At 58.2% G+C, this 26691-nt stretch carries 23 protein-coding genes; 19 read left to right on the top strand and 4 right to left on the bottom strand.

The window, feature by feature from the left end; genetic code table 11:
* Window positions 1–13: 13 nt before the first annotated feature.
* Together AM218_RS09385 and AM218_RS09380 are read left to right on the top strand one after the other, a co-directional pair.
* Window positions 14–754, top strand: a complete 741-nt coding sequence (locus AM218_RS09385; protein WP_054413630.1) for a fatty acid desaturase — start codon at window positions 14–16, stop codon at window positions 752–754.
* 109 nt (window positions 755–863) lie between these two features.
* Window positions 864–2939: an ATP-binding protein gene (locus AM218_RS09380; RefSeq protein WP_054413629.1), complete on the top strand. Its 2076-nt coding sequence runs from the start codon at window positions 864–866 to the stop codon at window positions 2937–2939.
* Here AM218_RS09380 and AM218_RS09375 read toward each other — a convergent pair.
* Window positions 2920–3654 carry a LytR/AlgR family response regulator transcription factor gene (locus tag AM218_RS09375; RefSeq protein WP_071843748.1) on the bottom strand — a complete coding sequence of 245 codons (735 nt, stop codon included), beginning with the start codon at window positions 3652–3654 and terminating at the stop codon, window positions 2920–2922. The genes AM218_RS09380 and AM218_RS09375 overlap by 20 nt on opposite strands.
* Before the next feature lie 316 nt (window positions 3655–3970).
* Here AM218_RS09375 and AM218_RS09370 point away from each other — a divergent pair, with 316 nt between their 5' ends.
* On the top strand, window positions 3971–4516 hold the full coding sequence (locus AM218_RS09370; protein WP_054413627.1) for a hypothetical protein: 546 nt from the start codon (window positions 3971–3973) through the stop codon (window positions 4514–4516).
* A 74-nt stretch (window positions 4517–4590) separates the two neighbouring features.
* Here the strand turns inward: AM218_RS09370 and AM218_RS09365 are convergent, their stop codons facing one another.
* The 3 genes from AM218_RS09365 to AM218_RS09355 form a co-directional block, all read right to left on the bottom strand.
* Entirely contained in the window at window positions 4591–4965 is a 375-nt protein-coding gene (locus AM218_RS09365; protein WP_054413626.1) for a heavy-metal-associated domain-containing protein, read from the bottom strand.
* Between the two features lie 36 nt (window positions 4966–5001).
* On the bottom strand, window positions 5002–7263 hold the full coding sequence (locus tag AM218_RS09360) for a TonB-dependent receptor (RefSeq protein WP_071843887.1): 2262 nt from the start codon (window positions 7261–7263) through the stop codon (window positions 5002–5004).
* A 95-nt stretch (window positions 7264–7358) separates the two neighbouring features.
* A complete protein-coding gene (locus AM218_RS09355; RefSeq protein WP_157547608.1) occupies window positions 7359–7808 on the bottom strand; it encodes a hypothetical protein in 450 nt (149 codons plus the stop codon).
* 443 nt (window positions 7809–8251) lie between these two features.
* On the opposite strand from AM218_RS09355, the gene mraZ reads away from it, so the two are divergent.
* From mraZ to AM218_RS09275, 16 genes are all read left to right on the top strand, one after another.
* Window positions 8252–8725, top strand: coding sequence for a division/cell wall cluster transcriptional repressor MraZ (gene mraZ / locus AM218_RS09350; RefSeq protein ID WP_054413624.1), 474 nt, complete (start codon window positions 8252–8254; stop codon window positions 8723–8725).
* Window positions 8722–9675 (top strand): 16S rRNA (cytosine(1402)-N(4))-methyltransferase RsmH, encoded by a 954-nt coding sequence (rsmH, locus tag AM218_RS09345; RefSeq protein WP_071843747.1) that lies wholly within the window; start codon window positions 8722–8724, stop codon window positions 9673–9675. The genes mraZ and rsmH overlap by 4 nt, the downstream gene beginning before the upstream one ends.
* Window positions 9676–9693: 18 nt before the next feature.
* Complete coding sequence (locus AM218_RS17045) at window positions 9694–10425, top strand: FtsL-like putative cell division protein (protein WP_071843746.1); 732 nt, start codon at window positions 9694–9696, stop codon at window positions 10423–10425.
* The gene (locus tag AM218_RS09335) at window positions 10409–12733 is read left to right on the top strand and encodes a PASTA domain-containing penicillin-binding protein (protein ID WP_082318159.1); all 2325 of its coding nucleotides are present in this window, start codon (window positions 10409–10411) and stop codon (window positions 12731–12733) included. Before AM218_RS17045 ends, AM218_RS09335 begins: the two co-directional genes overlap by 17 nt.
* Window positions 12734–12777: 44 nt before the next feature.
* On the top strand, window positions 12778–14259 hold the full coding sequence (locus AM218_RS09330) for a UDP-N-acetylmuramoyl-L-alanyl-D-glutamate--2,6-diaminopimelate ligase (protein ID WP_054413623.1): 1482 nt from the start codon (window positions 12778–12780) through the stop codon (window positions 14257–14259).
* A 140-nt stretch (window positions 14260–14399) separates the two neighbouring features.
* Window positions 14400–15620 (top strand): phospho-N-acetylmuramoyl-pentapeptide-transferase, encoded by a 1221-nt coding sequence (mraY, locus tag AM218_RS09325; protein WP_054413622.1) that lies wholly within the window; start codon window positions 14400–14402, stop codon window positions 15618–15620.
* 1 nt (window position 15621) lies between these two features.
* Window positions 15622–16986: a UDP-N-acetylmuramoyl-L-alanine--D-glutamate ligase gene (gene murD, locus AM218_RS09320; RefSeq protein WP_054413621.1), complete on the top strand. Its 1365-nt coding sequence runs from the start codon at window positions 15622–15624 to the stop codon at window positions 16984–16986.
* A 55-nt stretch (window positions 16987–17041) separates the two neighbouring features.
* Window positions 17042–18220, top strand: a complete 1179-nt coding sequence (locus tag AM218_RS09315) for an FtsW/RodA/SpoVE family cell cycle protein (RefSeq protein WP_054413620.1) — start codon at window positions 17042–17044, stop codon at window positions 18218–18220.
* Window positions 18221–18267: 47 nt separating this feature from the next.
* A complete protein-coding gene (gene murG / locus AM218_RS09310; RefSeq protein WP_054413619.1) occupies window positions 18268–19404 on the top strand; it encodes an undecaprenyldiphospho-muramoylpentapeptide beta-N-acetylglucosaminyltransferase in 1137 nt (378 codons plus the stop codon).
* Complete coding sequence (gene murC / locus AM218_RS09305; RefSeq protein ID WP_054413618.1) at window positions 19401–20825, top strand: UDP-N-acetylmuramate--L-alanine ligase; 1425 nt, start codon at window positions 19401–19403, stop codon at window positions 20823–20825. The genes murG and murC overlap by 4 nt, the downstream gene beginning before the upstream one ends.
* The gene (locus AM218_RS09300; protein ID WP_054413617.1) at window positions 20809–21573 is read left to right on the top strand and encodes a cell division protein FtsQ/DivIB; all 765 of its coding nucleotides are present in this window, start codon (window positions 20809–20811) and stop codon (window positions 21571–21573) included. Before murC ends, AM218_RS09300 begins: the two co-directional genes overlap by 17 nt.
* A gap of 86 nt (window positions 21574–21659) precedes the next feature.
* Entirely contained in the window at window positions 21660–23015 is a 1356-nt protein-coding gene (gene ftsA / locus AM218_RS09295) for a cell division protein FtsA (RefSeq protein WP_054413616.1), read from the top strand.
* Between the two features lie 129 nt (window positions 23016–23144).
* Complete coding sequence (gene ftsZ, locus AM218_RS09290; RefSeq protein ID WP_054413615.1) at window positions 23145–24662, top strand: cell division protein FtsZ; 1518 nt, start codon at window positions 23145–23147, stop codon at window positions 24660–24662.
* A gap of 179 nt (window positions 24663–24841) precedes the next feature.
* Window positions 24842–25318, top strand: a complete 477-nt coding sequence (locus AM218_RS09285) for a hypothetical protein (protein WP_054413614.1) — start codon at window positions 24842–24844, stop codon at window positions 25316–25318.
* Window positions 25319–25393: 75 nt separating this feature from the next.
* On the top strand, window positions 25394–25702 hold the full coding sequence (locus tag AM218_RS09280; RefSeq protein WP_054413613.1) for a hypothetical protein: 309 nt from the start codon (window positions 25394–25396) through the stop codon (window positions 25700–25702).
* Window positions 25703–25841: 139 nt separating this feature from the next.
* Window positions 25842–26678 carry a hypothetical protein gene (locus AM218_RS09275; RefSeq protein ID WP_054413612.1) on the top strand — a complete coding sequence of 279 codons (837 nt, stop codon included), beginning with the start codon at window positions 25842–25844 and terminating at the stop codon, window positions 26676–26678.
* Window positions 26679–26691 lie beyond the last annotated feature (13 nt).

Here is a 26691-nt window from a genome sequence, read left to right as displayed (position 1 = left end):
CCGTTCCCCTTATATGGCTCAGTCTGCTGCCGCTGTTTCTACTCCTCGCTTAAAGCCCACGCCACTGGGTTATAAAGGGGTAGCCGTGGCTCTACTGATTCTGACGGCCTGGGCGCTACTGCTCGCCTATTTGCTGGCCTTTTACCGGCCTAACTGGCAAACTCCGGCGCCTTACCTGCTTCTTTTAGTACAAACCCACCTCTACACCGGCCTGTTTATTACCGCGCACGATGCCATGCACGGCGTGGTAAGCCCCAATAAGCGCCTGAACAATGCTATTGGCCTGCTCACGGCCGGGCTATTCGCCTTCAACTGGTTTCCCGGCATGCTGCCCAAGCACCATGCCCATCACCGGCACGTGGCCACCCCCGATGACCCCGATTTCCACGACGGACGCCACCCCGGCTTCCTCTGGTGGTTTGGGCGCTTTGCCTGGAACTACGTTACAATAGGGCAGGTATTGCTGATGGCAGCCACCTATAACGTGCTGAAGCTGTTTTTCCCGATGGCTAATGTTATTGTCTTCTGGATGGTGCCCGCCATCCTGGCCACCGTACAGCTGTTTTACTTTGGTACCTATCTGCCGCACCGGGGCGAGCATGCCGCTTCCAACCCGCATAAGTCTCGGAGCCAGCTGCGCCAGCACCTGTGGGCCTTTATAAGTTGCTATTTTTTCGGATACCATTATGAGCACCACGATCAGCCCTATCTGCCGTGGTGGCGTTTATGGCAGGCTAAAGAAGCAAATGGCTGATATGCCTGCCGTTACCGGAATAAAAAATAAATTTATACTATAAAAAAATTCCTATTTTAGACAGCAGAAGGAGCGTGTTATCTGCCGGAGCGCTGTTTCTGTCCGCCCTATGCTCCCTATTGCCCTGTTGCGTTGTGCTGGTATTGGAGTGCGCTGCCTGCTGGCCGCGGTGGTGCTGTTGAGCACCCGGCCGGGTATGGCCGCCCAAAAAGCAGCTTTGCAGGAAGACCGACTGCCCAGCCTGAGTTCGGGGGCACTTGCTTCGTCAAACCCAGATGCATCATTGCGGGTCGCGCAGCAGCAATTGAAGACTCTGACCACGCAGCCTGCCCGCACCCGGGCGCACGTTCGCATGGCTGCGGCCTTATTGGAGCTGCGCCGGTATAATGAAGCCCTTTTTCACGCGCGGGTGGCCGTGCAGCAGTTTCGGACAAATGCTGATAGCCAGGGCGTAGCACATACGTATCATCTGCTGGGGAGCGTAAACGAAGCCCTCGGCGACAGTGGGCAGGCGCACCACCGTTACCAGCAGGCCCTGGAAGGTTTTACCCGCCTGAACGATTTGCGCAGCCAGGCGGCGGTGAATGAGCACCTGGGTGATTTATATGCCAGCCAGCACAGATGGGAGCGGGCGCTGGTGAGTTATCAAAATGCCCTCAAAATCTGGCATAAGCTGCGGGAGCCCGCCCGGATATCCGTGGCAATGCATGCCATTGGGCGCATGTACCTGGTCCAGCAGCAGTATAGCCGGGCCTTGTTTTATTTGCGCCAGAGCGTGCAACGCTCACAGGAATTGCATGATAGTATAGCCGTGGGATACGTGCTGCAAAGTATGGGCGGTGTATACGCAAGCTTTGGCAGCTACGGGCTGGCCCGGGGCATCTATACCCAGGCCCTGAATAAGCTGCCCCGCCACCATGCCCCGCCGGTATTGCAGGCCTCTCTTTATGAGAACATTGCTGCCATGTACGATTCTACCGGTAATCTGCCCGCGGCTGAGTATAATCTGCAGCAGGCCTTGGCCCTAGAGTGGCGGGCAGGCAGCAAAAGCCGCCTGAGCGACTTATACTATTCCCTGTCGATGATTTACCGGAAGCAGGGGCAGACGGGCGCTGCGTTAGAGGCCCTTACCCGCCACGTAGAGCTGGAAGACAGTGTAGCGGCTGAAACGCGCGCCATCCAGATAGCCGAGTTGCGCACCCGATACGAAACCAAGAAAAAGGAGCAGGAAATTGAGCTGCTGCAGAAGGAGCGGCTGCTGCAGGAAGCTAACCTGCGCCGCCAAACGGGCTGGCGCAATGTGCTGGGCGTAGGCGCGTTGCTCTTGCTGCTTCTGGTTGGTGGGCTGTACCGGGCCCGGCAGCGGCAGGCCAGCATCAACCGCCTGCTCACGCGGAAAAATCAGGCCATTCATCGGCAGAAGGAAGAGTTAGACCGCCTCAACCGCACTAAAGACACGCTGTTTTCCGTCATCTCCCACGACCTCCGCTCCCCGCTTAGCTCGCTGTATTCCCTGCTCACGCTGTTAAATCTGGGAAGCTCCTCGCCGCAACGGCTGGCCGAGCACTCCGTGCGGGTGTCGCGGGCCTTGGATGCCACTTTGCACCTGCTGGATAATCTGCTGAACTGGTCCATGGCTCAGCTTCGCAACGAGGGAATGAAGCCAAAGGTGTTTGCCTTGGATGAGCTGGTAGAAGAGTGCCTGACGCTGCTTCTGAACGATGCGGAGCGCAAAGACCTCCTGTTTCAGAACCACTTATCCACGCGCTGCTTTGTGCGGGCCGATGTAGACATGACCCGGCTGATTCTGCGCAACCTGATTGGCAATGCCATCAAGTTTACGCCGGCCGGCGGCTCCATCTCAATTGCTAATCTGCGGGCAGGAGCCTTCTGGGAAATAGCCGTAACCGATACGGGCGTGGGCATTCCCAAAGCCGACTGGGATAAGGTCCTCGGTATTGGGGTGCGCTCTACCCTGGGCACCGACCGGGAGCGGGGCACGGGGCTGGGCCTGCGCCTCTGCAAGGATTTTGTGGAAATGAACGGAGGGAAACTCTCCTTTACCAGTGAGCTGAACAGCGGCTCAGTCTTTCGGTTTACCCTGCCTGCGGTGGCCAAAGAAGCCCACCTGCCCATAGTTTCGGTGCAGGATGAGGCCGAGGATGCTAGTGTTGCCGCCGGATAAGGGTGCGGTTGACAATTCGTTCCGTTACCCGTTCCCGGTACGTCTGCCCCAAAGGCAGCGAATGTCCGCCCACCCGTACTTCCAGGTTGCTCACCGACTCTATTTTGGCCGCATTCACGAGGTAGGAGCGGTGCGTACGCACAAACAGGCCGGCCGGCAGCTGCTCTTCCAGGTTTTTAAGATTTACCAGGGTAAGGTGCGTGCGGCCATCGGCGGTATTAATCTTGGTAAAGTCTTTTAGCGCCTCAATAAATAGCACATCCCGGTAGTGCAGGCGCACAAACTGGGCGTCGGTCCGGATAAAGAAGGAGCCGTTGCCGGATAGCATATCGTTGCCTTCGGTATCAATAAAGCTGGTGCGTAGAATGCTGGCCACTTTATTCACGGCCTTTAGGAAGCGTTCCAGAGAAATAGGCTTCAGCAGGAAATCAATAACATCTAGGTTAAAGCCCTCCATAGCGTATTGCGGGTAGGCCGTCATCAACACTACCAGCGGCGGCTGGCGGAGGGAGCGTACCAGGTCCAGCCCGCTCAGGTGGGGCATGGTTACATCGGAGAAAAGTACCTGCACCTCATGGCTGAGCAGGTAGGTGTGTGCCTCCAGGGGGTCGGTGAAGGCGGCTTTCACCTCCAGCACCTCCGTCATGGCCACATAAGCCTGCAGCAAATCCAGCACCAGCGGATCATCATCAAGAAGCAAGCATGATATTTTCATACTCCGGGTGGCTAATAGATAGTTGTATTGGGGGGAATATAAAGGAAATAAATCAATTTATACTGTGTATTATTTAAAAAATACACAGCTCTGAAAAAAGTAATACCCAAAATATTGATGCCTGCCCACTGGGCACTGGTATACTTATTTGGCCATTTGCTCTACTATACACCATGGTAATCAATATTTTATATCAACTTAATACTCTGCCCCTTTACCTCTATTCAGGTTTCGGGAAACTTGGCGCTTTGTTGAGTTACTCCGACCCCCGCTTGCCACACCACCTATTGCTATGAGACAGTCAGCTTCGTCTGCTATGCCTCCTATTCCGCCTGTGGTATTGGGGGTGGACTTGAAGATTGAGCATCAGGAAAATCTGCGCCGTTCGCTTCGTTCCGCCTTCGGTATCAATACCCGTGCCATTAGATTGCGCATAGACCCCAGCCTGGATTTGATCTACTTATCAGAGGTTCAGCTACCAGGCTCCCTGGAATGCCTGGAGGCCCTGACGCGGCCGGAAGTAGTAGCCGTAATACTGCGCAAAGCCTCCCTGGAATGGCACCCGGAGGAAGGTCAGGTTATTGGCCGTGGCACGCCTACCCTGGCTGTGCTGGAAACCGGCAGCTGCTTTTTAACGGCCAATAATCATAAGATTCACATTGCCAGCTTCACTAATCATTCTGCGCACCCCAACCATATTACTATGGAAATGCTGGGTCGGCCCAACCTGCTGGAGTACCTGCGGGCTGAGTGGTTTACTCTGGAAATATCCGGCACTAACAGGCGGCGGCTGATCCGGCCGCTGGGCTTTAGCGTGCGGCTGGAGTTTGATGTGGTGGCCCAGCAAGCCATAGCAGCTTAGATTCTCTTTTTCATCTGTCAACAAAAAGCCCGCTAACAGTAGCGGGCTTTTTGTTGACAGATGAAGCAGGCTGCTTAGTGCACGCTGTTGGTCTTTTTGCAGCAATCCGGCAGCCGCTCGTAGGCGCGGGAGTCAGCGGTTTGCGTATCGGCATCGTAGCCGGTGTTTTGCACGGCGGTGCGCAGGGCTTCGGCCGAGGTTTTATCCGGACGGTAGGTTACCGTCAGCATTTGCGAAGGAACGTCGAGCACCGCGGCCTGCACGCCTTTCTCATAGGCCAGCGACTTTTCCAGGCGGGCCTTACACATATCACACACGGCCGAGGTTTTAATCTGGAGCTGCTCAGTAGCCGGGCCTTTGGTTTTAACCTTGGTTTTTTCCTGCGCCTGCGCCAACTGGGCAGAAAACAGTACCACGAGGGTGAGCAGAAGCGCTTTGATAGATTTCATAAAGAGAGAAGTTAAAAAAACGGAAAAGATTCAAGGTTACTCAAGCCGGAAGCGTAGGCCCATGTACGTCAGGTGGCCGTAGGTAGGCCCCCAGACCATGGCTGCATCAAATGCGGGGCCAAATGGGTCAGAAGCCCCCATAATGGGGTCTTTTTGCCGATAATCCAGCAGATTTTCCACTCCGGCATATACTTCCCAGCGCTTGAAAGCGCGGGTAAGCTGGGTGTTAAACAGAGCAAAGCGGGGCGCGTACTCCAAGGCGTCGGCATTGAAGCCATGTTGATGGAAGGCATTGCCGGGTGCCCCCGCCAGCGGGCGCCGGCCATAGCCCTGCATAGTCAGGTCAGCGCGCCACTTATCAAAAGCCGTAGCGTAGCTCAGGTTCAGGAACAGCCGGTTTTTGGGCGTGAGCACCTTGGGTAGCAACTCGCCGGCGTAGGTAGTGCGCACATTCAGGTACTTGTAAGCAGCCTTGGCCTGCAGGCCTTTCAGGGGCTCAATCTGAACTTCTGTTTGCAGGCTGCGGGAGAAGGAACGCCCATTCAGGTTGCCCAACCGCAAGTAATCCGGGTTCAGGTACATATCGGCCACCACCTGATTCTGAAATTCGGTGTGGTAATAGTCGGTGATGAACGTGGCGGCGCGGCCGGCCACCGTGAAGTACTGTGTGAAACTGCCGCCCACATTCCAGGCCCGCTCGGGCTGCAGGTTATTATCAATAACAAACCGGCGGGAGCTGACCAGCATACCGCTGTTTTCGGCTAAGGGGTTGGCCGTGCGGAAGCCCCGGCCTGCCGCCAGGCGCAGCACCGTGCTCTTGGTGGCATCAAACTTTACGTTCAGGCGGGGCGTCAGAAACCAGCCGTAGAGGTTGTGGTGGTCCAGCCGCAGCCCGGTTACCAAGGTCAGGTTTTTGGCATTTTGATAGGTGTATTCCGCAAATGCGCCGGGCACCCGCTCCAGGCGGTTGCGGTATTCAGTCGGGCCACTATTCTGCTGCTGAAATACCTCCCGGTAATCATCGTACAAATAGCTAAGGCCCGTGCGGTAGGTATGGGCCGTGGTGCCCAGCACGCTCTGAAACAGCAGCGTGGCCTGGCCGGTGCGCTGGGTGCCATCATAGACGGTACGCCCGTATTGGGAGTCGAAATCGTGACTGGTGCCGGATAGCAGCAGGCCCAGGCTCTGGTAGGGGCGGCCGGCCCAAGTGTAGGAGGTTTTGGCGTAGCCGGTGTAACGGTCGGTGGTGAGGGTGGTGCCGTAGTAGGTAGTATCGGCAGCTTCTTTGCGGAACTGCAGCTGGCCGCCTTCCCGGGTTTCGCGCAGGGCACCCAGGCCCAGCTCGGTTACCACGCCTTTGCCGGTGTTGTACTTCCACTTATTAAACGCATTGTACTGCGTAGACAGGGGCAAGTCCATAAACCCGTCCTTGTTGCGGTCTACGCGGCGGCCTAGGTGGTCGGAGTGCAGCAGCAGCACCGTACTCAGCTTATTGGTCAGGCGGGAAGAGGCGTTCAGGTTCAGGTCGAATTTGCCCAGGTCGTTGCCGTACGCATTAAAGGAAAGCCGGTCGGTTTTGTCGGGCTCCTTCAGGCGCACATTCACCTGGCCCGAGATGCCTTCGTAGCCATTCACTACCGAACCCATGCCCTTGATGATATCGATGCTCTCAATCCAGGTTCCGGACAAATAGCTCAGGCGGTAGGGAGTAGAGAGGCCGCGCAGGGCGGGCTGGTTGTCCACTGTGAGCAGGGAATAGGCGCCATCCAGCCCCAGCAGCTGAATCTGCTTGGCCCCGGAAACGGCATCGGTGGTAGAAACCTCCACCGCGGCATTCGTTTCAAAGCTTTCGGCTAGGTTGCAGCAGGCTGATTTAGTCAGGTCCCGGCTGGTAATAACCTGGGTATTGGTGGGCGTGAGGGAGGAGTAGGAGAGGGCCTGTGCTTCCACGCGTACTTCCTGCAGCTCGGCGTTGCGGCGCAGGGCCACGCGCAGGTAGGGGCTGCCGGAAGCCGGTACGGCTACAGTATCGGCTTTATAGCCCAGAAAACTGATAATCAGTTGGCTGGCCTCAGCCCGTGCCGGCCGCACCAGGGAAAAGGCTCCTTTCTCGTCGGTGGTGGTGGCATCGGTAGTACCCAGCCAGCGCACTACGGCGCCGGGCACGGCTGAGGTAGTAGCGGCATCGGTTACCTGACCCCGCACGGGTGCTATAGCCGCCGACTGCGCCTGGCTAGCCACCGCGCCCAGGGAAAGAGCACCCACCAGCAGCAAGCGGGGCACATAATAGAAATTCATAGGAAGGGAAGTAAAGCTGTTATTCAACACATGAAGTCCGGCAGCCACAGGCTATCCGGCCCGGTTGCCAGGGCAACCGGGGGTTGAAAAAACAGCTAAACCACCAGGGTGCAGACAAACACCAGCAGCCCGCGCCCGGCCCGGGCCCCGGGCGGCGAAGAGTCAGAAGCGTGCCAGGCGCTGGCCTGCCGGGCCAACGAAACCGGAGGAATGCCGGGCCAGCCTGGTGCTACAAACGTGGCCGTTACCCACACGGGGAGCAGTACTTTGCTCCAGGCGTGCTCCGTGCCGGGCACGCTCAGCTTGTGCAGGTGGGCTTTGAAGTCGCAGCAGGGGGCTTTGAGCTGGGCTTTGCCCGGGGAGGCTTTGCCCGCGACCGGCATAGAAGCCGCGCAGCCATGGTGGGGCGTGGTAAAGACCAATTGCGCCGTGCGCTGCCCACTCGTCCGGCATACGTGCTGCTGCACCGTGAACCCTACCGAGGCGGTAAGGACCAGCAGCGCCAGCCAGGCACTAAACAGCCGATGAGCAAGGGGGCGTTTCACAGGGGCAAAGATACAGAACCAGGCGGAGGGTTGCGTGCAAGCCAACCACCGGAGTGTGCAGAATCCGGGCACGAAAAGGCGCTGGCCATTGCCCGCGTCCCACAAAAAACACGGATATTTGCCGGCCTGTAGGGGAGAAGGTTTGAAGAGAGGAAAAGGGGTTGGGGTGTTGGTTATGATGGTTGAAACCCAGCAGCGCGAAGAGCCTGAACAGCGCAAATTCCGAAAAGGGAGTTCCGGTTTTCCGAGCCTGACATTCTGTCAAACCGCTTCCCACTTCCTCCCAACAAGGGGGATGAGATTCATTTGAATATTCAAAAAACCCTTTCTATTGGCTGGAAATGCGGTTTTTGGATTGTGGTAGAAAATGGTAAATCGTGGTTGTGTTTTGCCGGGCAATGTGTACTTTTGCTAACATACCTGAAACGCGCCCTGCCCAATTCATGAACCTTCTCTCTGGCGAATACGAGTGCAAGCTGGACCCGAAAGGGCGCCTGGTGCTGCCCGCCAAGGTGAAGGGGAACCTGCCGGAAGCCTCCGGCAACCAGCTGGTATTGGTGCGCGGCTTTGAGCCCTGCCTGGTGCTCTACCCGCGGGAGTCATGGCGCGTGATTCACGATAAGGTGATGGCGCTGGACGAGTTCAATGAAGAGTACCGTCAGTTTCAGCGCAACTTTTTCCGGGGCATGACGGATGTGGAGCTGGATAACATTGGCCGCTTCATGCTGCCCCGCACTATGCTGCGCTACTCCGGCATCGAGAAGGAAGCCATTATTGTGGGCCTGGGCAATCGTTGCGAAATCTGGGAGCCGGAGCGCTACGAAGAATACCTCATCAAAGACCAGCAGAGCTTCTCCAAGCTGGCGCAGAAATTCCTGACCACCGAAAACGGCCCCGTCGGCCCCTTGGCCGCATGAGCACCGAATACCAGAACGATACCGCCTACCACCGCCCCGTAATGCTGGCCGAATGCCTGGCCGGGCTGGATATGCAGCCCGACGGCCGGTACGTAGACGTGACGTTTGGCGGCGGCGGCCACTCGGCCCGCATGCTGGAGCGCCTCACCACCGGCCACCTGTACAGCTTTGACCAGGATGCCGATGCCGAGCGCGAAGCTGCCCAGCTGGCCCGCCCGCAGTTCACCTTTATTCGCAGCAATTTCCGCAACCTTTACCAGGAGCTGGCCCAGCGCAACGCCCTGCCCGTCGATGGCCTCCTGGCCGACCTGGGCGTATCCTCCCACCAGTTTGATACCCCGGAGCGCGGCTTCAGCACCCGCTTTGATGGCCCCCTGGACATGCGCATGAACTCCGAAGACGGCCCCAGCGCCGCCGACGTGGTGAATGACTATGAGGAAGCCGCCCTGCACCGCATTTTCGGGATGTACGGCGAGGTGACCAACGCCCGCACCCTGGCCCGCACGCTGGCCACTGCCCGCCGCGGCCACTCCATCCAGAGCATTGGGGAGCTAAAAAAAGCCATTGCCAGCTGCATGCCCCGCGGTAAGGAGAATAAGTACCTGGCTCAGGTATTTCAGGCCCTGCGCATCGAAGTAAACGATGAAATGACGGCCCTGCAGGAAATGCTGGAGCAAACGGCCCAGGTGCTGCGCCCCGGTGGCCGGCTGGTGGTGATGTCCTACCACTCTCTGGAAGACCGGCTGGTGAAGAACTTCATGGCCAAGGGCAAGTTTTTTGGCGAAGCCGATAAAGACCTGTTTGGCCACACGCATGTGCCTTTTGATGTGCTCACGCGCAAGCCGGTAGAAGCTTCTGCCGAGGAAGTGGCCGCCAACAGCCGCGCCCGCTCGGCCAAGCTGCGCATTGCCGTTCGCAACACTTTTAATTCTGACTTCTCAATTTCCTGATTCAGAAGTACTCTACGCATGGCCATTAATACGCTTCGTCCGCTTTCCTCGCAGCCCCGGGCCAATGTGCCCCGGGAGGTAGCGCCGCCTGCCCCCGCGCCGGAGCCGCCGCGTGAACCGGCCCGTGAAAAGCCGGAGCGCCCGCGCCCCACGCGGCAGCGCAGCACCTGGAGTGTGTTTTCCCTCCTGGACCGGCTGGCCAGTATGGATGGGCTGTTCCGGGAAGGGCTGCCCGTGCGCTTTTTGCCGCACCTGCTGTTTATCATGTTCCTCACGCTGGTTTATATCGGCAACACGCACTATGGCCTGCGCATGAACCGCAGCATTCAGAAACTGAAGCTGGAAACCGAGGACCTGCGCGCCGACTATACCACCCTGAAATCCGACTACATGGAGGCCAGCAAGCAGAGCGAGGTGGCCCGCAAAGTGGCTGCCTACGGCCTGGTGGAAAGCTCCTCGCCGCCGTTCCGCATTACCGTGCCCGCCGGCCGCCTGGATGCCGCCGAACTGGACACCAAGCCCTTGCTCACGGCAGATTCCGTAGCGGCCCAGGCCGTGGCTGACTCCGCCGCCCGCGCCAACCCGCCCGCCGCCGAAGATGAGCCCGTGGATGTAGGCGCGCCGCCCGTGCCGGTGGGCGTACCCACCACGGAAGCCACCGAAGCCGCCTTACACCAATCCGAAGCAGAAACCGCCACCAAGCCTTCTTCCAATCGTTCAGCAACCCGCCGCAATGAAAGGAAACGTTAAAAAGTCCATTGTTACCCGCGTTCGGCTGGCGTTTTTGGGCGTCTGCCTGTTTTCGGCGGCCGTGGTGTGGAAGGTGGCGCGCATTCAGTTTAACGAAGGAGAGAAGTGGCGTGCCCTGGAGCAGGAGCGCCGCATTGTGTACCAGCCGGTGTTTGCTACCCGCGGCAACATTTACTCCGATAATGAGAGCATCATGGCCACCTCGCTGCCCTTCTACCGGGTGGCCTGGGACCCTTCCGTGGTAAATGAGCAGACTTTCCGGGGTGGGGTAGATTCCCTGGCGCTGCTGCTCTCGCAGTTTTTCAAAGACCGCAGCCCGCAGGAGTACCGCCGCAAGCTGGTGAATGCCAAGCGCGCCAAAGACCCGGCCGTGCGCTACCTGCGCCTCAACTCCCGCCAGATCAACTTTCAGGAGAAAAAGCTGCTCACGCAATGGCCCATCTTCCGGGCCGGCAAGAACAAGGGCGGGGCTATTTTTGAGAAAGTAGACAAGCGCTTCCGGCCCTTCGGCGGGCTGGCCCAGCGCACCATTGGCTTCATCAACGAAGACAAAAACGGCGCGGGTCTGGAGTACACCTTCAACAAGCATCTGGCCGGCAAAGACGGCGAAGCGCTGTTTGAGCGCCTGCCCGGCGGCAACAAGCCTATTTACGACGGCACCGAGGTGAAGCCCGTACCCGGTTACGACGTGAAAACGACCCTGGACATCAACCTGCAGGACGTAGCCGAAAATGCCCTCTACAAGTCCCTCGTGGATAACAACGCCCAGTATGGCTGCGTGATTCTGATGGAGGTGAAAACCGGCGAAATAAAGGCCGTGGCCAACCTGGGCAAGGTGGCCGATGGCATCTACAAGGAAGACTACAACTACGCCATTGCCGACCAGGGCCGGACCGAGCCGGGCTCGACCTTCAAGCTGGCCTCTATGATGGCCCTGTTTGAGGAAAACCCCGACATTACTCTGGACGACATGGTGGACACCGGCAACGGCCGCGTGTACGTGGGCGGCGCCGTGAAAACGGACTCGCACGGCTACGGCAAGATTACCGTGAAGCAGGTGTTCGAAAAGTCCTCCAACATCGGCGTGGCCAAGCTCATCGACCACCAGTTCAGCAAAAGCCCTGATAAGTACACCGACTACCTGAAGAAGTTTGGGTTGGATAAGCCGCTGGGCTTCCAGATGGCCGGCGAGGCCCGTCCCTACGTGAAGGACCCCACCGACCGCAGCTGGAGCCGCACCTCGCTCACTACCATGAGCATTGGCTACGAGCTGAAGCTGGCGCCGCTGCAAACTCTGGCCTTCTACAACGCCGTGGCCAACAACGGCGTGAAGGTGCAGCCCATTATTGTGCGGGAAATAAAGCAGGCCGATAAGGTGCTGGAGCACTTTGAACCCCGGGTACTGAATCAGAAAATCTGCTCGGAAGAAACGCTGGCCAAAGTGCGCGCCATGATGGAAGGCGTGGTAACGGAAGGCACCGCCCGCGGCATCCGCTCCGCCGACTTCACCATGGCCGGCAAAACCGGCACCGCCTGGAAATTCAAGAACGGCGCCTACACCAAAGTGTATTCCACCAGCTTCTGCGGCTACTTCCCCGCCGATAATCCCAAGTACAGCTGCATTGTCGTAGTCGATTCGCCCAAGAACGGCCGTATTTACGGCGCCGATGTGGCGGCCCCCGTGTTCCGGGAGCTGGCCGACAAAGCCATGGCCCGCGACGCGGCCAGCCAACGGCCGCTGCTGGCCCGCGCCCCCGTTAACAAGATGCGTATTCCTTTTGTGGGCGGCGGCATGCAGGAAGAGCTGCAGCTGGTGTGTGAGCGTATTGGTCTGAAAAGTGAAAGTCAGGCCGACGGCGACGACTGGGTGCATACCGGGCAGACGGACAGCAACACCAAAACAGTGGCTTTGCAGGTGAATCCTATCAAGCGCGGTCGGGTGCCAAACGTAGTAGGTATGACGCTGCGCGATGCCTTGTTCCTGCTGGAAAACCGCGGTTTGCGCGTGCGCCTGAACGGCACTGGTCGGGTAAAGGCGCAGTCGATAGCCGCTGGCACGCCCTTGCAGCGGGGCGCTACGGTAATGTTGGAGCTGCAGCCTATTGGCCAGAAAGCGGCGGCTCCGGCTCCGCTGCCGGCTCCTGAGGCTACCAAGCTGGCCGAAAACAAGCTGCTGACCCCCGCTGACCCGGACCCCGCTAAAACCCGGGCCGCCCTGCTGGAAAAGCAGCGCCGGCTCAAGCAGCAGCTAACCCAGGAAGACGCCGACGCTCCGGAAATCAAATCTAAATCGAAAGCTAAAGTATAACGCTCCGGCACCGGGCTACCTGCCCGGCCGGGGTTCTTCTCTGCATGGAATCTTCTCTCTCGCACCCCCTTTCGTTTCTGCTGACCGGCCTGAAGGTTGTGGCTCAGCACGGCCCGGCCGAGGTGGCAGTGCGCGGCCTCACGCTGGACTCACGGCAGGCCGCGCCCGGGCTGGCTTTCTTCGCCCTGCGCGGTGCCGCCACCGATGGCCACCAGTTTATTCCGAAGGCCGTGGAGCAGGGGGTAAGCGTTATTTTCTGCGAAGACCTGCCCGCCGAGCTGAACCCCGCCACCACCTACGTGCAGGTGCCGGACAGCGCGGCCGCCATGGCTGTTGTGGCCGCCGCTTTCTACGGGCAGCCTTCGCGCAAGCTTAAGCTGGTGGGCATTACGGGCACCAACGGCAAAACCACCTGCGCTACCGTGCTGCACAAGCTGTTCCGGGAGCTGGGCTACCACGTGGGCCTGCTGAGCACGGTGCAGAATCAGATTGACGAGGAGGTAATTCCGGCCACGCACACCACGCCCGATGCCATCCGGCTGAACGAGCTGCTGGCGCGCATGGTGCAGGCCGGCTGCTCCCACGTGTTTATGGAGGTAAGCTCCCACGCCGTAGTGCAGCACCGCGTCACGGGCCTGCACTTCGCGGGCGGTGTGTTTACCAACCTCACCCACGACCACCTCGACTACCACTGCACATTTGATGAGTATCTGAAAGCCAAAAAAGGCTTTTTCGATGCGCTGCCGAAAACGGCGTTTGCCCTGATCAACGCCGACGACAAGCGCGGCATGGTGATGCTGCAGAACACTGCTGCCCGCCGCGAAACTTACTCGCTGCGCGGTCCGGCCACGTTCCGGGCCCGGCTGATTGAAAATGCCGTGCATGGCCTGCACCTGGAGGTAGACGGCCACGAAGTGCAGTTCCGCCTCATTGGGGTGTTCAACGCTTATAACATCCTGGCCATTTATGGCGCGGCGGTGCTGCTGGGCGAAGATGCCGCCGAGGTGCTCACCGTACTATCGGGGCTGACCTCCGCGCCCGGGCGTTTTGAGCCGGTGGTTTCAGCGAAAACCCGCGTAACGGGCATTGTAGACTACGCCCACACGCCCGATGCGCTGGAAAATGTGCTCGATACCATTGCCGATATCCGCCAGCCCCAGCAGCAGGTGATTACCGTGGTGGGCTGCGGCGGCAACCGCGACGGGGCCAAGCGCCCCATCATGGCCGACCTGGCCTGCAAGGGCTCCGATAGAGTAATTCTGACTTCGGACAACCCCCGCTTCGAAGACCCCAATGATATTCTGGCTCAGATGCAGGCCGGTGTTCAGCCCCAGGACCTGGGCAAAGTACTCACCATTGCCGACCGGCGCGAGGCTATTAAAACCGCCTGCGCCCTGGCCGGCCCCGGCGACATTGTGCTGGTAGCCGGTAAAGGCCACGAAACTTATCAGGAAATCAAAGGCGTACGCTCCGCCTTCGACGACAAACAGACACTACAGGAAATGTTTACGCTATTGGGAAAATGAAAATAACCCAGCTAATAGCGCCGACTATGAACCAGTAGTACTTCAAAATCTGCTAAAACACAACCTTTGACCCCAACCCAAAAAGCGGAATATTTGCAGTAAGGAAACTACCTCTCTGTTATCAGCTGAACCCTGCGCCCATGCTCTATTACCTTTTTACGTATCTCTATAAGACTTACCACCTGCCGGGCGCGGGTGTTTTCCAGTTTATTTCGTTTCGGGCGGCCATGGCGGTGGTTACTTCGCTCATTATCGCGCAGTTTTTTGGCAAGCCGCTCATCCGCATCCTCCAGCGCAAGCAGATCGGGGAGAGCATCCGCGACCTGGGCCTGACGGGCCAGATGGAGAAGAAAGGCACCCCAACCATGGGTGGGCTCATTATTCTGTTGGCCATACTGGTGCCGGTGCTGCTGTTCGCCAAGCTCGATAACGTGTACATCGTGCTGATGCTGCTGAGTACCGTGTGGCTGGGCCTGATTGGTTTTGTGGATGACTACATCAAAGTAGTAAAGAAGGATAAAGAAGGCCTGGCCGGGCGCTTTAAGGTGCTGGGTCAGATTGGTTTGGGCCTCACGGTAGGCTGGGTTCTGTTTTTCAGCAAGGACGTAACCGTGCGCCAGTACCTGCTGCCCAACGGCGAGCTGTCGGCGGTAGATGCCAGCACCGTGTATCAGGATGTGAAGCTGATGATTACCACCATTCCCTTCGCCAAAAACAACGAACTGAACTACGGCAACCTGTTCAGCTACGCCGGCCCGTACTTCAACGGCCTGTACAGCATCCTCTACATTCCCATCGTGATTCTGATTATCACGGCCGTATCCAACGGCGCGAATATCACCGATGGCCTCGATGGGCTGGCGGCCGGCACTTCCGCCATCATTGGCATTACGCTGGCCATTTTCGCCTTCGTGAGTGGTAACTCGGTTCTGGCTGATTATCTCGACATTATGTACATCCCCAACTCCGGGGAGCTGGTAATTTTCTGTACGGCCTTTGTGGGGGCGTGCGTGGGTTTCCTGTGGTACAATAGCTATCCGGCCCAGGTTTTCATGGGCGACACTGGCTCGTTGGCCATTGGGGGCATCATTGCGGTGCTGGCCCTCATTGTGCGCAAAGAGCTGCTGATTCCGGTACTGTGCGGCATTTTCCTGATTGAGAACCTGTCGGTAATGGTGCAGGTGGGCTACTTCAAATACACCCGCCGCAAGTACGGTGAAGGCCGCCGGTTGCTTCGCATGTCGCCGCTGCACCACCACTATCAGAAGCTGGGCTACCACGAGTCCAAAATCGTGTCCCGGTTCTGGATTGTGGGCATTATGCTGGCTGTATTCACCCTTGTCACCCTGAAGCTGCGCTAATATGAACATCGTAATTCTCGGAGCGGCGGAGAGTGGAGTAGGGGCGGCCCTGTTGGCTAAGGCCAAAGGCCACACCGTATTCGTGTCCGACCGGGGCCCGATTCAGCTGCCCTACAAGCAGAAGCTGATGGCCGCGGGCATTCCCTATGAGGAAGGCACGCACACCATGGAGCGCGTGCTGGCGGCGGATGAAGTGGTGAAAAGCCCCGGCATTCCGGAGAAAGCGCCCATCATTCAGGCCCTGCGCGAGAAGAAGACGCCTATTATCTCGGAAATTGAGTTTGCCGGCCGCTATACCAAGGCCAAGTACATCTGCATTACGGGCACCAACGGCAAAACAACGACCACGCTGCTCACCTATCACCTGCTGAAAGAAGCCGGGCTGAAGGTGGGCCTGGCAGGCAATGTGGGTTTTTCGCTGGCCGAGCAGGTTATACAGGATAAGCACGAGTACTACGTGGTGGAGCTGAGCTCTTTTCAACTCGATGACACCCACGACTTCCAGCCCTGGGTGGCGGTGCTGCTCAACATCACCCCCGACCACCTGGACCGCTACGGCTACTCCCTGGAAACCTACGCCCAGGCCAAGCTGCGCATTGCCCGCAACCTGGACAGCGACGGGTATTTCATTTACAATGCCGATGACGAGGTAATTCAGAAGGAGTTTGCTGCGGCTTTCTACGAAACCAACCAGCTTCCTTTCAGCCTGCACCACCGCCACGACTACCACCTGGCGGCGTATTACACGGCCGAAGACCGGATGTGCACCAACCTGAATCCCGGCCTGGACACTGGTGGCCAGGAAATCAGCACGGCCGCCTCGCCGCTTATTGGGCAGCACAACAAGCAAAACATGCTGGCCGCCGTGCTCTGCGCCCGCATAGCGGGGCTGGAGCCGGAGCAGATTGAATCGGCGCTGGGCACCTTCCACAACGCCGACCACCGCCTGCAGCCCGTAGGCGAAATCAACGGCGCTACATTCATCAACGACTCCAAAGCCACCAACGTGGAAGCGGCCTGGTATGCGCTGGATGGCATCCATCAGCCCATTATCTGGATTGCGGGCGGCACCGATAAAGGCAACGACTACACCTCCCTGGTACCCCTGGCCCAGTCCCGCGTGAAGGCCCTGATTTGCCTGGGCGTGGACAACGAAAAGCTGAAAACCGTTTTTGGCCCCGTGGTGCCGCACCTGGAGGAAACGCAAAGCGTGGCCACCGCCGTGCGCCGCGCCGCCGAGCTGGCTGCCCCCGGCGACGTGGTGCTGCTCTCCCCGGCCTGCGCCTCCTTCGACCTGTTCAAAAACTACGAGGACCGTGGGCGGCAATTCGCCCAGGCGGTGAAAAAAATAAGCGCTGAGATGTAAAGACCACTTGTCCGGCAGAGCCCACTCCGCCGGACAGCAGATTTCAAATGGACCCATGGACATCATTAAAAACTGGCTGCGCAATAACCTGAAGGGCGACCCGGTCCTGTGGGGCATTGTTATTCTGTTCTCGCTGATCAGCATTGCGGTGGTGTACTCGGCCACGGGCACGCTGGCCTACAAGAAAATGGGCGGCAACACGGAGTACTTCCTCATGAAGCACACCGGCCTGATTTTCGTGGGCCTGTTCTTTATGTGGCTGGCGCACCGCATCGATTACCGGCACTACTCGCGCTTGGCGCTGTATGCGCTGCTGATTTCCGTGCCGCTGCTGGTGTTCACCTATTTCATGGGTTCCAACATCAACGAGGCTTCCCGCTGGCTGACCATTCCGGTTATCAACCAGACTTTCCAGCCTTCTGACCTGGCCAAGCTGGCGCTGATTGCCCACTTGGCTTCCATGCTCAGCCGCCGCCAGCAGCACGTGCAGGACTTTAAAACCACGCTGCTCCCCGTAATGCTGTGGGTGGGTTTGATTTGCGGCATCATCATTATGAGTAACGCCTCCACGGCGCTGCTGCTGTTTGCCACCTGCCTGCTGCTGATGTTCCTGGGCCGGGTTCCGCTGAAGCAGATGGCCGTGATGATTGCCATTGGCGCCGTAGTGGGCGGCATTGGTCTTTCCACGGGTCAGCGCTTTAAAACGGTGCAGTCGCGCATCGAGAACTTCACCGATAAGAGCAAGCCCGTGCCGTTTCAGCTGGAGCACAGCTACATAGCCATTGCCACGGGCGGCATTACGGGCAAAGGCCCCGGCAAAAGCACAGAGCGCAACATTCTGCCCCACCCATACTCCGACTTTATTTACGCCGTTATCATCGAGGAATATGGCCTGGTAGGCGGCGTTATCGTTCTGTTTTTATACCTGGCTTTCCTGTATCGGGGGTTGATTACGGTGATGAACAGCTACGGCGCTTTTGGCGGGTTGCTGTCGGCGGGCCTGAGCTTTAGTCTGGTGCTGCAGGCCATGGTAAATATGGGCGTAGCCGTAGGGCTGGGGCCTATTACCGGTCTGCCGCTACCTTTGCTGAGCATGGGCGGCACCTCCCTCATTTTTACGGGTATCAGCATTGGTATCATCCTGAGTGTGAGTCGGGGAGAGCGGGAAATTCGCCCCATGACCGGCGAGCCCGAAGACACCGTCCGCATACCCAAGAAAACCGCCTACGCCTGATTTCACCGCCTGACCTTGCTGGTTCAGACGTCGCCTTGACTTATTAAATGCCGCATTCCAAGCACCATAGCGCCAACTCAACTTCCGGGCCCCTCCGCCTTATCATCAGCGGGGGCGGTACGGGTGGCCATATATTCCCGGCCGTGGCCATTGCCAACGAAGTGCGCCGTCGCCAGCCCGATGCGGAAATCCTGTTTGTGGGTGCCAATGGCCGCATGGAGATGACGCGCGTGCCGGAGGCTGGTTACCAGATTGTGGGCCTGGATATAACAGGTTTGCAACGCCGCCTGACGCCCAAAAACCTGATGTTCCCGGTGCGCGTGTTTCGCTCGGTGCGCAAGGCTGGCAAGCTGCTGGAAGAGTTTCGGCCCGATGCCGTGGTAGGAGTGGGGGGCTACGCCTCGGCGCCCGTACTGCTGGCGGCTACTTCCCGCGCCATTCCTACGCTCATTCAGGAGCAAAACTCCTACGCCGGCTTGGTAAACAAGCTGCTGGCCCGCCGCGTGAATAAAATCTGCGTGGCATACGAAGGCATGGATTCTTTCTTTCCAGCCGATAAGCTGGTGATAACTGGCAACCCCGTGCGCACGGAAATTGCCAGCGGTAATCGGGAAGAGGCTCTCAAGTTCTTTGGCCTGGATCCGGCCCGGCCCGTGCTGCTGGTAATAGGCGGCAGTCTGGGGGCCCGCACCCTGAATCAGTCCACGGCCGCCGCACTGCCGCGCCTGCGCGAAGCCGGCGTGCAGCTGCTCTGGCAAACCGGCAAAACCTACTTTGCTGAGGCCGAGCAGCAGGCGGCGCCGTTTGCCGACAGTAATCTGAAAGCCCTGGAATTCATTCAGCGCATGGACCTGGCCTACGCCGCGGCCGATGTGGTAATTAGCCGCGCCGGGGCATTGTCGGTGTCGGAGCTGTGTCTCACGGGCAAGCCCAGCATTCTGGTGCCCTCGCCCAACGTGGCCGAAGACCATCAAACCAAAAACGCCATGGCCCTAGTACGGCGCGATGCCGCCATCCTGGTTGCGGATGCCGAAGCCCCCGGCCGTTTATACAATGAGGCGCTGGCTTTGCTGCAGGATAAAGCCCGGCAGCAGCAGCTCAGTGCCCATGTGCGCCAGCTGGCTCACCCCGAGGCAACCGGAACCATTGTGGATGAACTTCTAGCCCTAGTGTCCCGCCCATGAATCCGGTAGCAGCATTTCCCTACGTCTATTTTCTGGGTATCGGGGGCATTGGTATGTCAGCGCTGGCTCGCTGGTTTAAAGCCAACGGCCACCAGGTTTCCGGCTACGATAAAACGCCCACGCCCCTCACCGAGGCGCTGACGGCCGAAGGTATTCTCATTCATTACGATGATGCCGTGAGCAGCCTGCCAGCCGTGGTGCGCGAAAACCGCGCCCAGACGCTGGTGGTGCTCACGCCCGCTATTCCCAAAGACCACCAGGAGTGGGCCTGGCTTCGGGAGCAGGGCTACGATATCCGCAAGCGCAGCCAGGTGCTGGGCCTGCTTACCGCTGGCCGGCCTACTATTGCGGTAGCCGGTACGCATGGTAAAACTACCACCAGCAGTATGGTGGCACACCTGCTGCACCACGCCGGCGTAGACTGTGCAGCGTTTCTGGGCGGTATCTCCGTAAACCTGGGCTCTAACCTGTTGCTGCCCCGCGCTTCCGATATCAGCGCGCCGGTAGTGGTAGAAGCCGACGAGTATGACCGCTCGTTCCTGACGCTGCACCCCACCGTGGCCATTGTCACGAGCACCGATGCCGACCACCTCGATATTTATGGGGACAAGGAAGCGCTGGTAGAATCTTTCCGCCAGTTTGTGGGCCAGATACAGCCCGGCGGCACGCTCATTATCAACCATACCGCTGACCCAAGCGTGGCGGCCGCGGCCCCTGCCGGGGTCAGCGTCATCCGCTACGGTCTCACCTCGGAGGAGGGTCCAGAATTGTGGGCTGCCAACATCACGGCACAAGGCCATCAGTTTCACTTTGACATGCACGGGCCTGCGGGTACCGTAACGGGTCTGCAGCTGGCGGTTCCTGGCTTCCACAACGTGGAAAATATGCTGGCCGCTACCTGCGTGGCCCAGCTGGAAGGCGTGCAGCCCGAAGCCCTACGGGAAGCCGTGGCGGCCTACCGGGGCGTAAAGCGCCGCTTTGAATTCATGGTAACCACGCCCGAGCACGGCTACGTGGACGACTACGCCCATCACCCCCGGGAGATTGAAGCGTTCCTACGTTCCATGCGCGCCCTGTACCCCGGCAAAACGCTGCGCGTCATCTTCCAGCCCCACTTGTTCACCCGTACCCGCGACTTTGTGAATGGCTTTGCCGAAAGCCTGAGCTTGGCCGATGAAGTGGTGCTGCTGGATATTTATCCGGCCCGGGAACTGCCCATTCCCGGCGTAACGTCGGAAATGATTTTGTCCAAGATTACCGCTCCCCGTAAGTCGTTGCAAACCAAGGAACAGGTGCTGGCAGCCGCCGAAGTAGACAATGACTTTGATGTGCTGGCCACCGTTGGGGCCGGCGACATCGACCAATTGGTGCCTCGCTTAAAGAATATTTTAAATATTCGATGGAATGGAGTTGAAGCGTAAAGTAAATAACCTATTTTTCGCTACGGGTTGCCTGGTGCTGTTCACAGCGCTGGCCGTGTTTGCCGGTGTGCGGCAGGCACAGCGTCCTGTTAGCAATGTCATAGTTACCATTGGTAATGAGTTCAATAACTATTTTATCAGCGAGCAGGAAGTGACAGCACTACTGACGCGCAACGGCAACCAGCGCCTGGAAGGCGCCCGCCCCGAGGACCTCAACCTCAAGGGCCTGGAAGCGCGTCTCAAAGCCCACAGCTTCGTAAAAGATGCCCAGGTGTACCGAGACCTGGCTGGAAATTTGCACGCCGATGTGCGTCAGAACCGCCCCATTGCCCGTTTAGTGCACGCCGATACCCGCCAGGATAGCTACATTGATGATACCGGCAGCCGCCTGCCGCTGTCCGGCTTGTTCACGGCGCGCGTGGTGCCCATAGCCCGGCAGGGAGGCCAACCCCTCCAAGCTGCATTTTTTCAGGATTCCACTGGTCATAGATATTTGGACTTCCTCCGGTTTATCGATGAGCATCCGTTCTGGCGCGCCCAGGTAGCCGAAGTATTTATTGGGCCCAATGGCAAACTATCGTTTACCCAGCAAGTAGGCGACCAGCGTGTAGAATTTGGCTTTCCCGAGAATATTTCGGAAAAATTTGCGAAACTAATGGTATTTTACCGTCAGATACCCCCTGTATTGGGCTGGGATACGTACCACCGCGTCAACGTTGAATTCAAAGATCAAATTATTTGTGAGTAAGCAAAAGCTTGCGCAAACGCCCACAAAAGGCGTTTTTTGCAGAATATCCCCACCTTCTCTCCTTCAACATCACTCGCCCCAGTCCCATGCAACACGATAAGATTGTAGTCGGCCTCGACATTGGTACCACCAAAATCTGTGCTCTGGTAGGGCGCAGAAACGAGTTTGGCAAACTGGAAATCCTGGGCATGGGCAAAGCCGTGTCGGAAGGCGTAGTGCGTGGCATTGTGTCGAACATCGACAAAACCGTGGACGCCATTAAAAAGGCCATCCGCCAGGCAGAGGAGCAATCCGGCATCAACATCGGCGTGGTAAACGTGGGTATTGCCGGGCAGCACATCAAGAGCCTGCAGCACAACGGCAGCATAACGCGGGCAACCGCTGACAGCGAAATTACCGTGGAGGATGTGAACCGTCTGACCAACGATATGTACCGGCTGGTAACCCCGCCCGGCTCTGAGATTATTCATGTAATGCCCCAGGATTACAAGGTGGATTACGAGGAAGGTATCATGGATCCGGTGGGGATGTCGGGGGTACGTCTGGAGGGTAATTTCCACATCATCACTGCCCAGAGCACGGCCATCAACAACATTAACAAATGTGTGACGAAGGCCGGCCTGGAAATTGATCACCTCATTCTGGAGCCGCTGGCTTCCAGCATGTCGGTGCTGTCGGAGGAAGAGAAGGAAGCTGGGGTGGCCCTGATTGACATTGGCGGCGGTACTACGGACCTGGCTATTTTCAAGGATGGCATCATCCGCCACGCGGCGGTGCTGCCCTTCGGCGGCAACATCGTGACTTCTGACATCAAGCAGGGCTGCCTGGTGATGCAGAATCAGGCGGAGCAGCTGAAGGTGAAGTTCGGCAAAGCCATTGCCGAGGAAGCCTCCGAGAATGAAATTGTGAGCATCCCCGGTCTGCGCGACCGGGCTCCCAAGGAAATTTCCCTCAAGAATCTGGCCTACATCATTGAGGCCCGCATGGAGGAAATCATTGAGCTGGTGTATGCTGAGATTCAGCGCACGGGCCACGCCGACAAGCTGGCCGCCGGTATTGTACTAACGGGCGGTGGCTCGCAGCTGCAGAACCTGGTGCAGCTCACGGAGTACGTAACCGGTCTGGATACGCGCATTGGCTACCCCAATGAGCACCTCGGCAAGAGCAAGATTGAGGCGGTAAAGTCGCCTATGTATGCTACTACCGTGGGTCTGGTGCTGTCCGGCTACCGTTCCTTGGACGAGCGGCAGAACCGCAACACAGCCGAAGAGGAGCAGTACCGTCCGGTGCAGGAGTCGCGCCCGGCGGTTTCGGCCGCGGCTACGCAAAACCAGCAGCCCGCCGCCCCCAAGAAGCCTTCGGGAGCAGGCCGGTTCTTCCAGGACATCATCAGCCGTACCAAAGGCCTGCTGATTGATGACTTTGACGACAAACAGTACTAGAAGGCTAATTCTGAATTATGGATTATGAATTCTGAGTTGGCCGGTCAGCACAAAAGGCATTAAAACGCCCGGCTGCTGATCAGCCAATCAATTCATAATTCAGCATTCATAATTCATAATTAAAAAGTCATGGATTTTAAATTCGATATTCCTTCTCAATCCAAGTCCATCATTAAGGTGATTGGCGTGGGTGGCGGCGGTTCCAACGCCGTGAACCACATGTTCAGCCAGGGCATTAAGGACGTGGAATTCGTTATCTGCAACACCGATAAGCAGGCGCTGCACAGTTCATCTGTGCCCAACAAGCTGCAGATCGGGGTAGATTTGACGGAAGGCCTTGGTGCCGGCGCTAACCCCGAGCGGGGCAAGCAGGCGGCCATTGAAAGCCGGGAGCAGATCCGGGAGCTGCTGAGCAATGGCACCAAAATGGTGTTCATTACGGCGGGTATGGGCGGTGGTACCGGTACTGGTGCGGCCCCTGTTATTGCCAAAGTAGCCAAGGAGCTGGGTATTCTGACGGTAGGCATTGTTACGGCTCCTTTCCTTTTTGAAGGCAAGAAGAAGCGTCAGCAGGCCGAGCATGGTATCCGGGAACTGAGCGACAACTGCGACACCGTACTGGTGATTCTTAACGATAAGCTGCGCGAGATTTTCGGCAACCTGCCCATCCGTGCCGCCTTCGCCAAAGCCGATAACGTGCTGAGTACGGCCGCCAAATCCATTGCCGAAATCATTACCGTAACGAGCGAAGTCAACGTTGACTTTGAAGACGTGAAAACGGTGATGAAGGACAGCGGTGCCGCTGTAATGGGCTCGAGCATCACGGAAGGTGAAAACCGCGCCCGTCGCTCGGCTGAGGAGGCCCTGGCTTCGCCGCTGCTCAACAACACCGACATTCACGGCGCGCAGAAAATTCTGCTTTCCATTATGTCTGGTGACCAGGCCGAGCTGGAAATGGATGAGCTCACGGAAATCACGGAGTACATTCAGGACAAAGCCGGGCAGGACGCCGAGGTAATCTTCGGTCACGGTATCGACTCAACGCTGGGGCAGAGCATCCGCGTAACGGTTATTGCCACCGGCTTTGCCCGCGACACGCACAACATCAACACACAGTTCAGCGCGCACCGCAGCGAGCCAACTGAGCTGACGCCCGACCCGCAGATTAACATTTTCGATAAGGACCGTCAGGAAGCGTCGGTTACCTCGCCCATGGTGCCTACGTTTGGTACCCCGGTTGCCGCTACACCTGTGGTAGAAACGGCCCCCGTAACGCCGGAGCCGCCTAAGGTGACCTTTGATCTGGAGACGTCGCCGGCTGCTTATGTGCCGCCGGTAGCCGCGCCCTCCACGCCCATGTCGGAGCCTGTGGTGTATCAGCAGCCGGAGCCGGTAGCTGCTTCGCCGGTTCGTGCTCCGCAGCAGGATGCCCGCATTGATGAGCGTCGTCGCCGTTTGCAGGAGCTGAGCAATGGCTTGAGCAATGAGGTGATTAAAGACCAGCTGGAAACGCCCGCGTACCTGCGCCGTCAGGTAAAGCTGGAAAACGTGGTGCCTTCCAGTGAGCGGAACATCTCGCGCTTCAACCTTTCCGACGATAACGAACTGCTGGGCGACAACCGCTTCCTGCACGATAACGTGGACTAAGCACCGTTGCTAGCATTTTTTTCAAGAGAGCCACCTGCATTATCGGGTGGCTCTCTTGCGTTTGTACCAGGCTGATAGTCGTTCAGAGGGCCAGAAGGGCGAGGCTACCGGTTATCATCTTATTTTCATGTTGAGGAGATAGGTTTGAATCATATCATCACCCTAACTCTCCAACCACCATGAAAAAAGTACTGCTTACTGCCGTTGCTGCCTTTTATTCCGTAGCCCTCTTCGCCCAGCAGGCACCTGCTACTGCAACGCAGGGCGATGATGCTCCTAAAACCCGTACCGAGACTCCTAAGCCTAAGAAGGAGAAGAAAGCCAAGAAGGCGCACAAGCCCGAACATGAAGGCAAAGACTCGGATGAGGGCGATAAGCCAAAAGCCGATAACCATGGCCAGGCTGTGCAGACCGTGGCCCAGGGCACGGAGCTGACTGGCGCGGACAAAGGCGCGGCCGTGAGTGCCGTGGCCAGCGCTAAGCGCCAGAATGAGGAGCAGGCAGCTAAAAATGCGGACCGCCGCGCTGCTCGTTCGGCTCGCAAAGCCGAGCACAAAGCAAATGGTGCTAAGCACCGTTCCGCCCGTGCTCCCAAACACGAGGGCCGTACCCGCCCGGAAACTGGCCATGCAGCCGGTGCGCACAAACAGAAGTAACAACCTACGGGCCTGCCAGCCGGAACTCGCTGGCAGTTACCTTTGTCAGCATACACCAGTGTTCCACTTTCTGCCATGAAACTCTATCTGTTGCTTGCTTTTCTACTGGGTGGCGCTACCAGCGCGCTTGCTCAAACGGCACCCGCCGCCGGAGCAGCCCGGCAGGAGCAAGGCACTATGCCAGCGGCCCCGGCTTCGGCCAAAGCCCCCGACGAGCTGCCGGTGAAAGCCGTAGCTCCGGCCGCCCGGCAGCGTAAGCCGGAGCGGATAGACGGGGCCATGCGTTCAGCACGGGGCCGTAGTGCCCGGGCGCCGCGCATCAGTCGGCCAGGTCGGCCGGCCGGCGCAGGCCGCCCGGTAGGGCCGCGGGGTAGAAATCATTAGTCTATATGGCCGTTCCGAAAACCGGGTCTGATGTGGGTGCTGTTGAGGGCACTTTCATCGGGCTCGGTTTTCAGTAATCTGCCTTTTCAGTTACCCGGTTGCTTTCTTTCACTTTATGGCTGCATTTTTAAGTAGGCGAATGGCCGGGACGCTGGGCAGCATATGCCTGCTCCTGCTGGTATGCCCACCGGCAGTAGCCGCCGCTACTGCCACCGATACAACGACCGTTGCCAAGCAGCGCAGCTTCACGGTGGGCGTAGGGGCCTACAGCAATTCCACCTTTTTCGGCCGCTCTCAGACCGAAAAATTCCCATACTGGACCACCGATCTGACCTACAAAGCCCCTTCCGGTGCGTGGGTATCGGCGCTTAATTACGACTTGTTTTCTACCACTACGCTGCGGGACGAAACCGACCTTTCCATTGGCTGGGATTGGGATTTTACCCAGCGCCTGGATGGCTCTTTAAGCTATTCGCACTTCTTCTTTTCGCCTGACAGCCCGCTTCTGAAATCGGCGGTTTCCAATTCACTGGATGGCTACTTGGGGCTGGACTGGGGCTTTCTGTATACCCGGCTGAATGCGGATTATGTATTTGGCGAGGCCCAGGATTTCTTTCTGGTGCTGGATAACTCCCGCTATTTTGAGATTGACAATGCCTTATCCACGAAGGGCATTCTTTCCTTTGAACCGCGGGCCAGCGTTATGGCCGGCACGCAGTCCTTTGTCACTACCAGCATTGAGCAGCAGCTAAACCGCAAAGGCAAAGGCCGCCCCGGTGGCTCGGGCACTCCGGTAACCACAACCAGCACCCGGTTTTCGCTGCTGAATTATGAGTTGCGCGTGCCCGTCACCTACTCCTTGGGCAAGGTGTCCGTAGAAGCTGCCTGGCGCTACCTGCACCCCGTGCATACGCTGGCCGATGATACTTCCAAACCCCTGTCCATCTTCTCCGGGGCTGTTTACGTGACGTTTTAAGCGGCTTTCTCCT

It is taken from the genome of Hymenobacter sp. DG25A (genome assembly GCF_001280305.1).
Lineage (GTDB): Bacteria > Bacteroidota > Bacteroidia > Cytophagales > Hymenobacteraceae > Hymenobacter.
The sequence above is the reverse complement of the archived record's forward strand: the minus strand, read 5'-3'. Positions and strand labels throughout refer to the sequence as shown.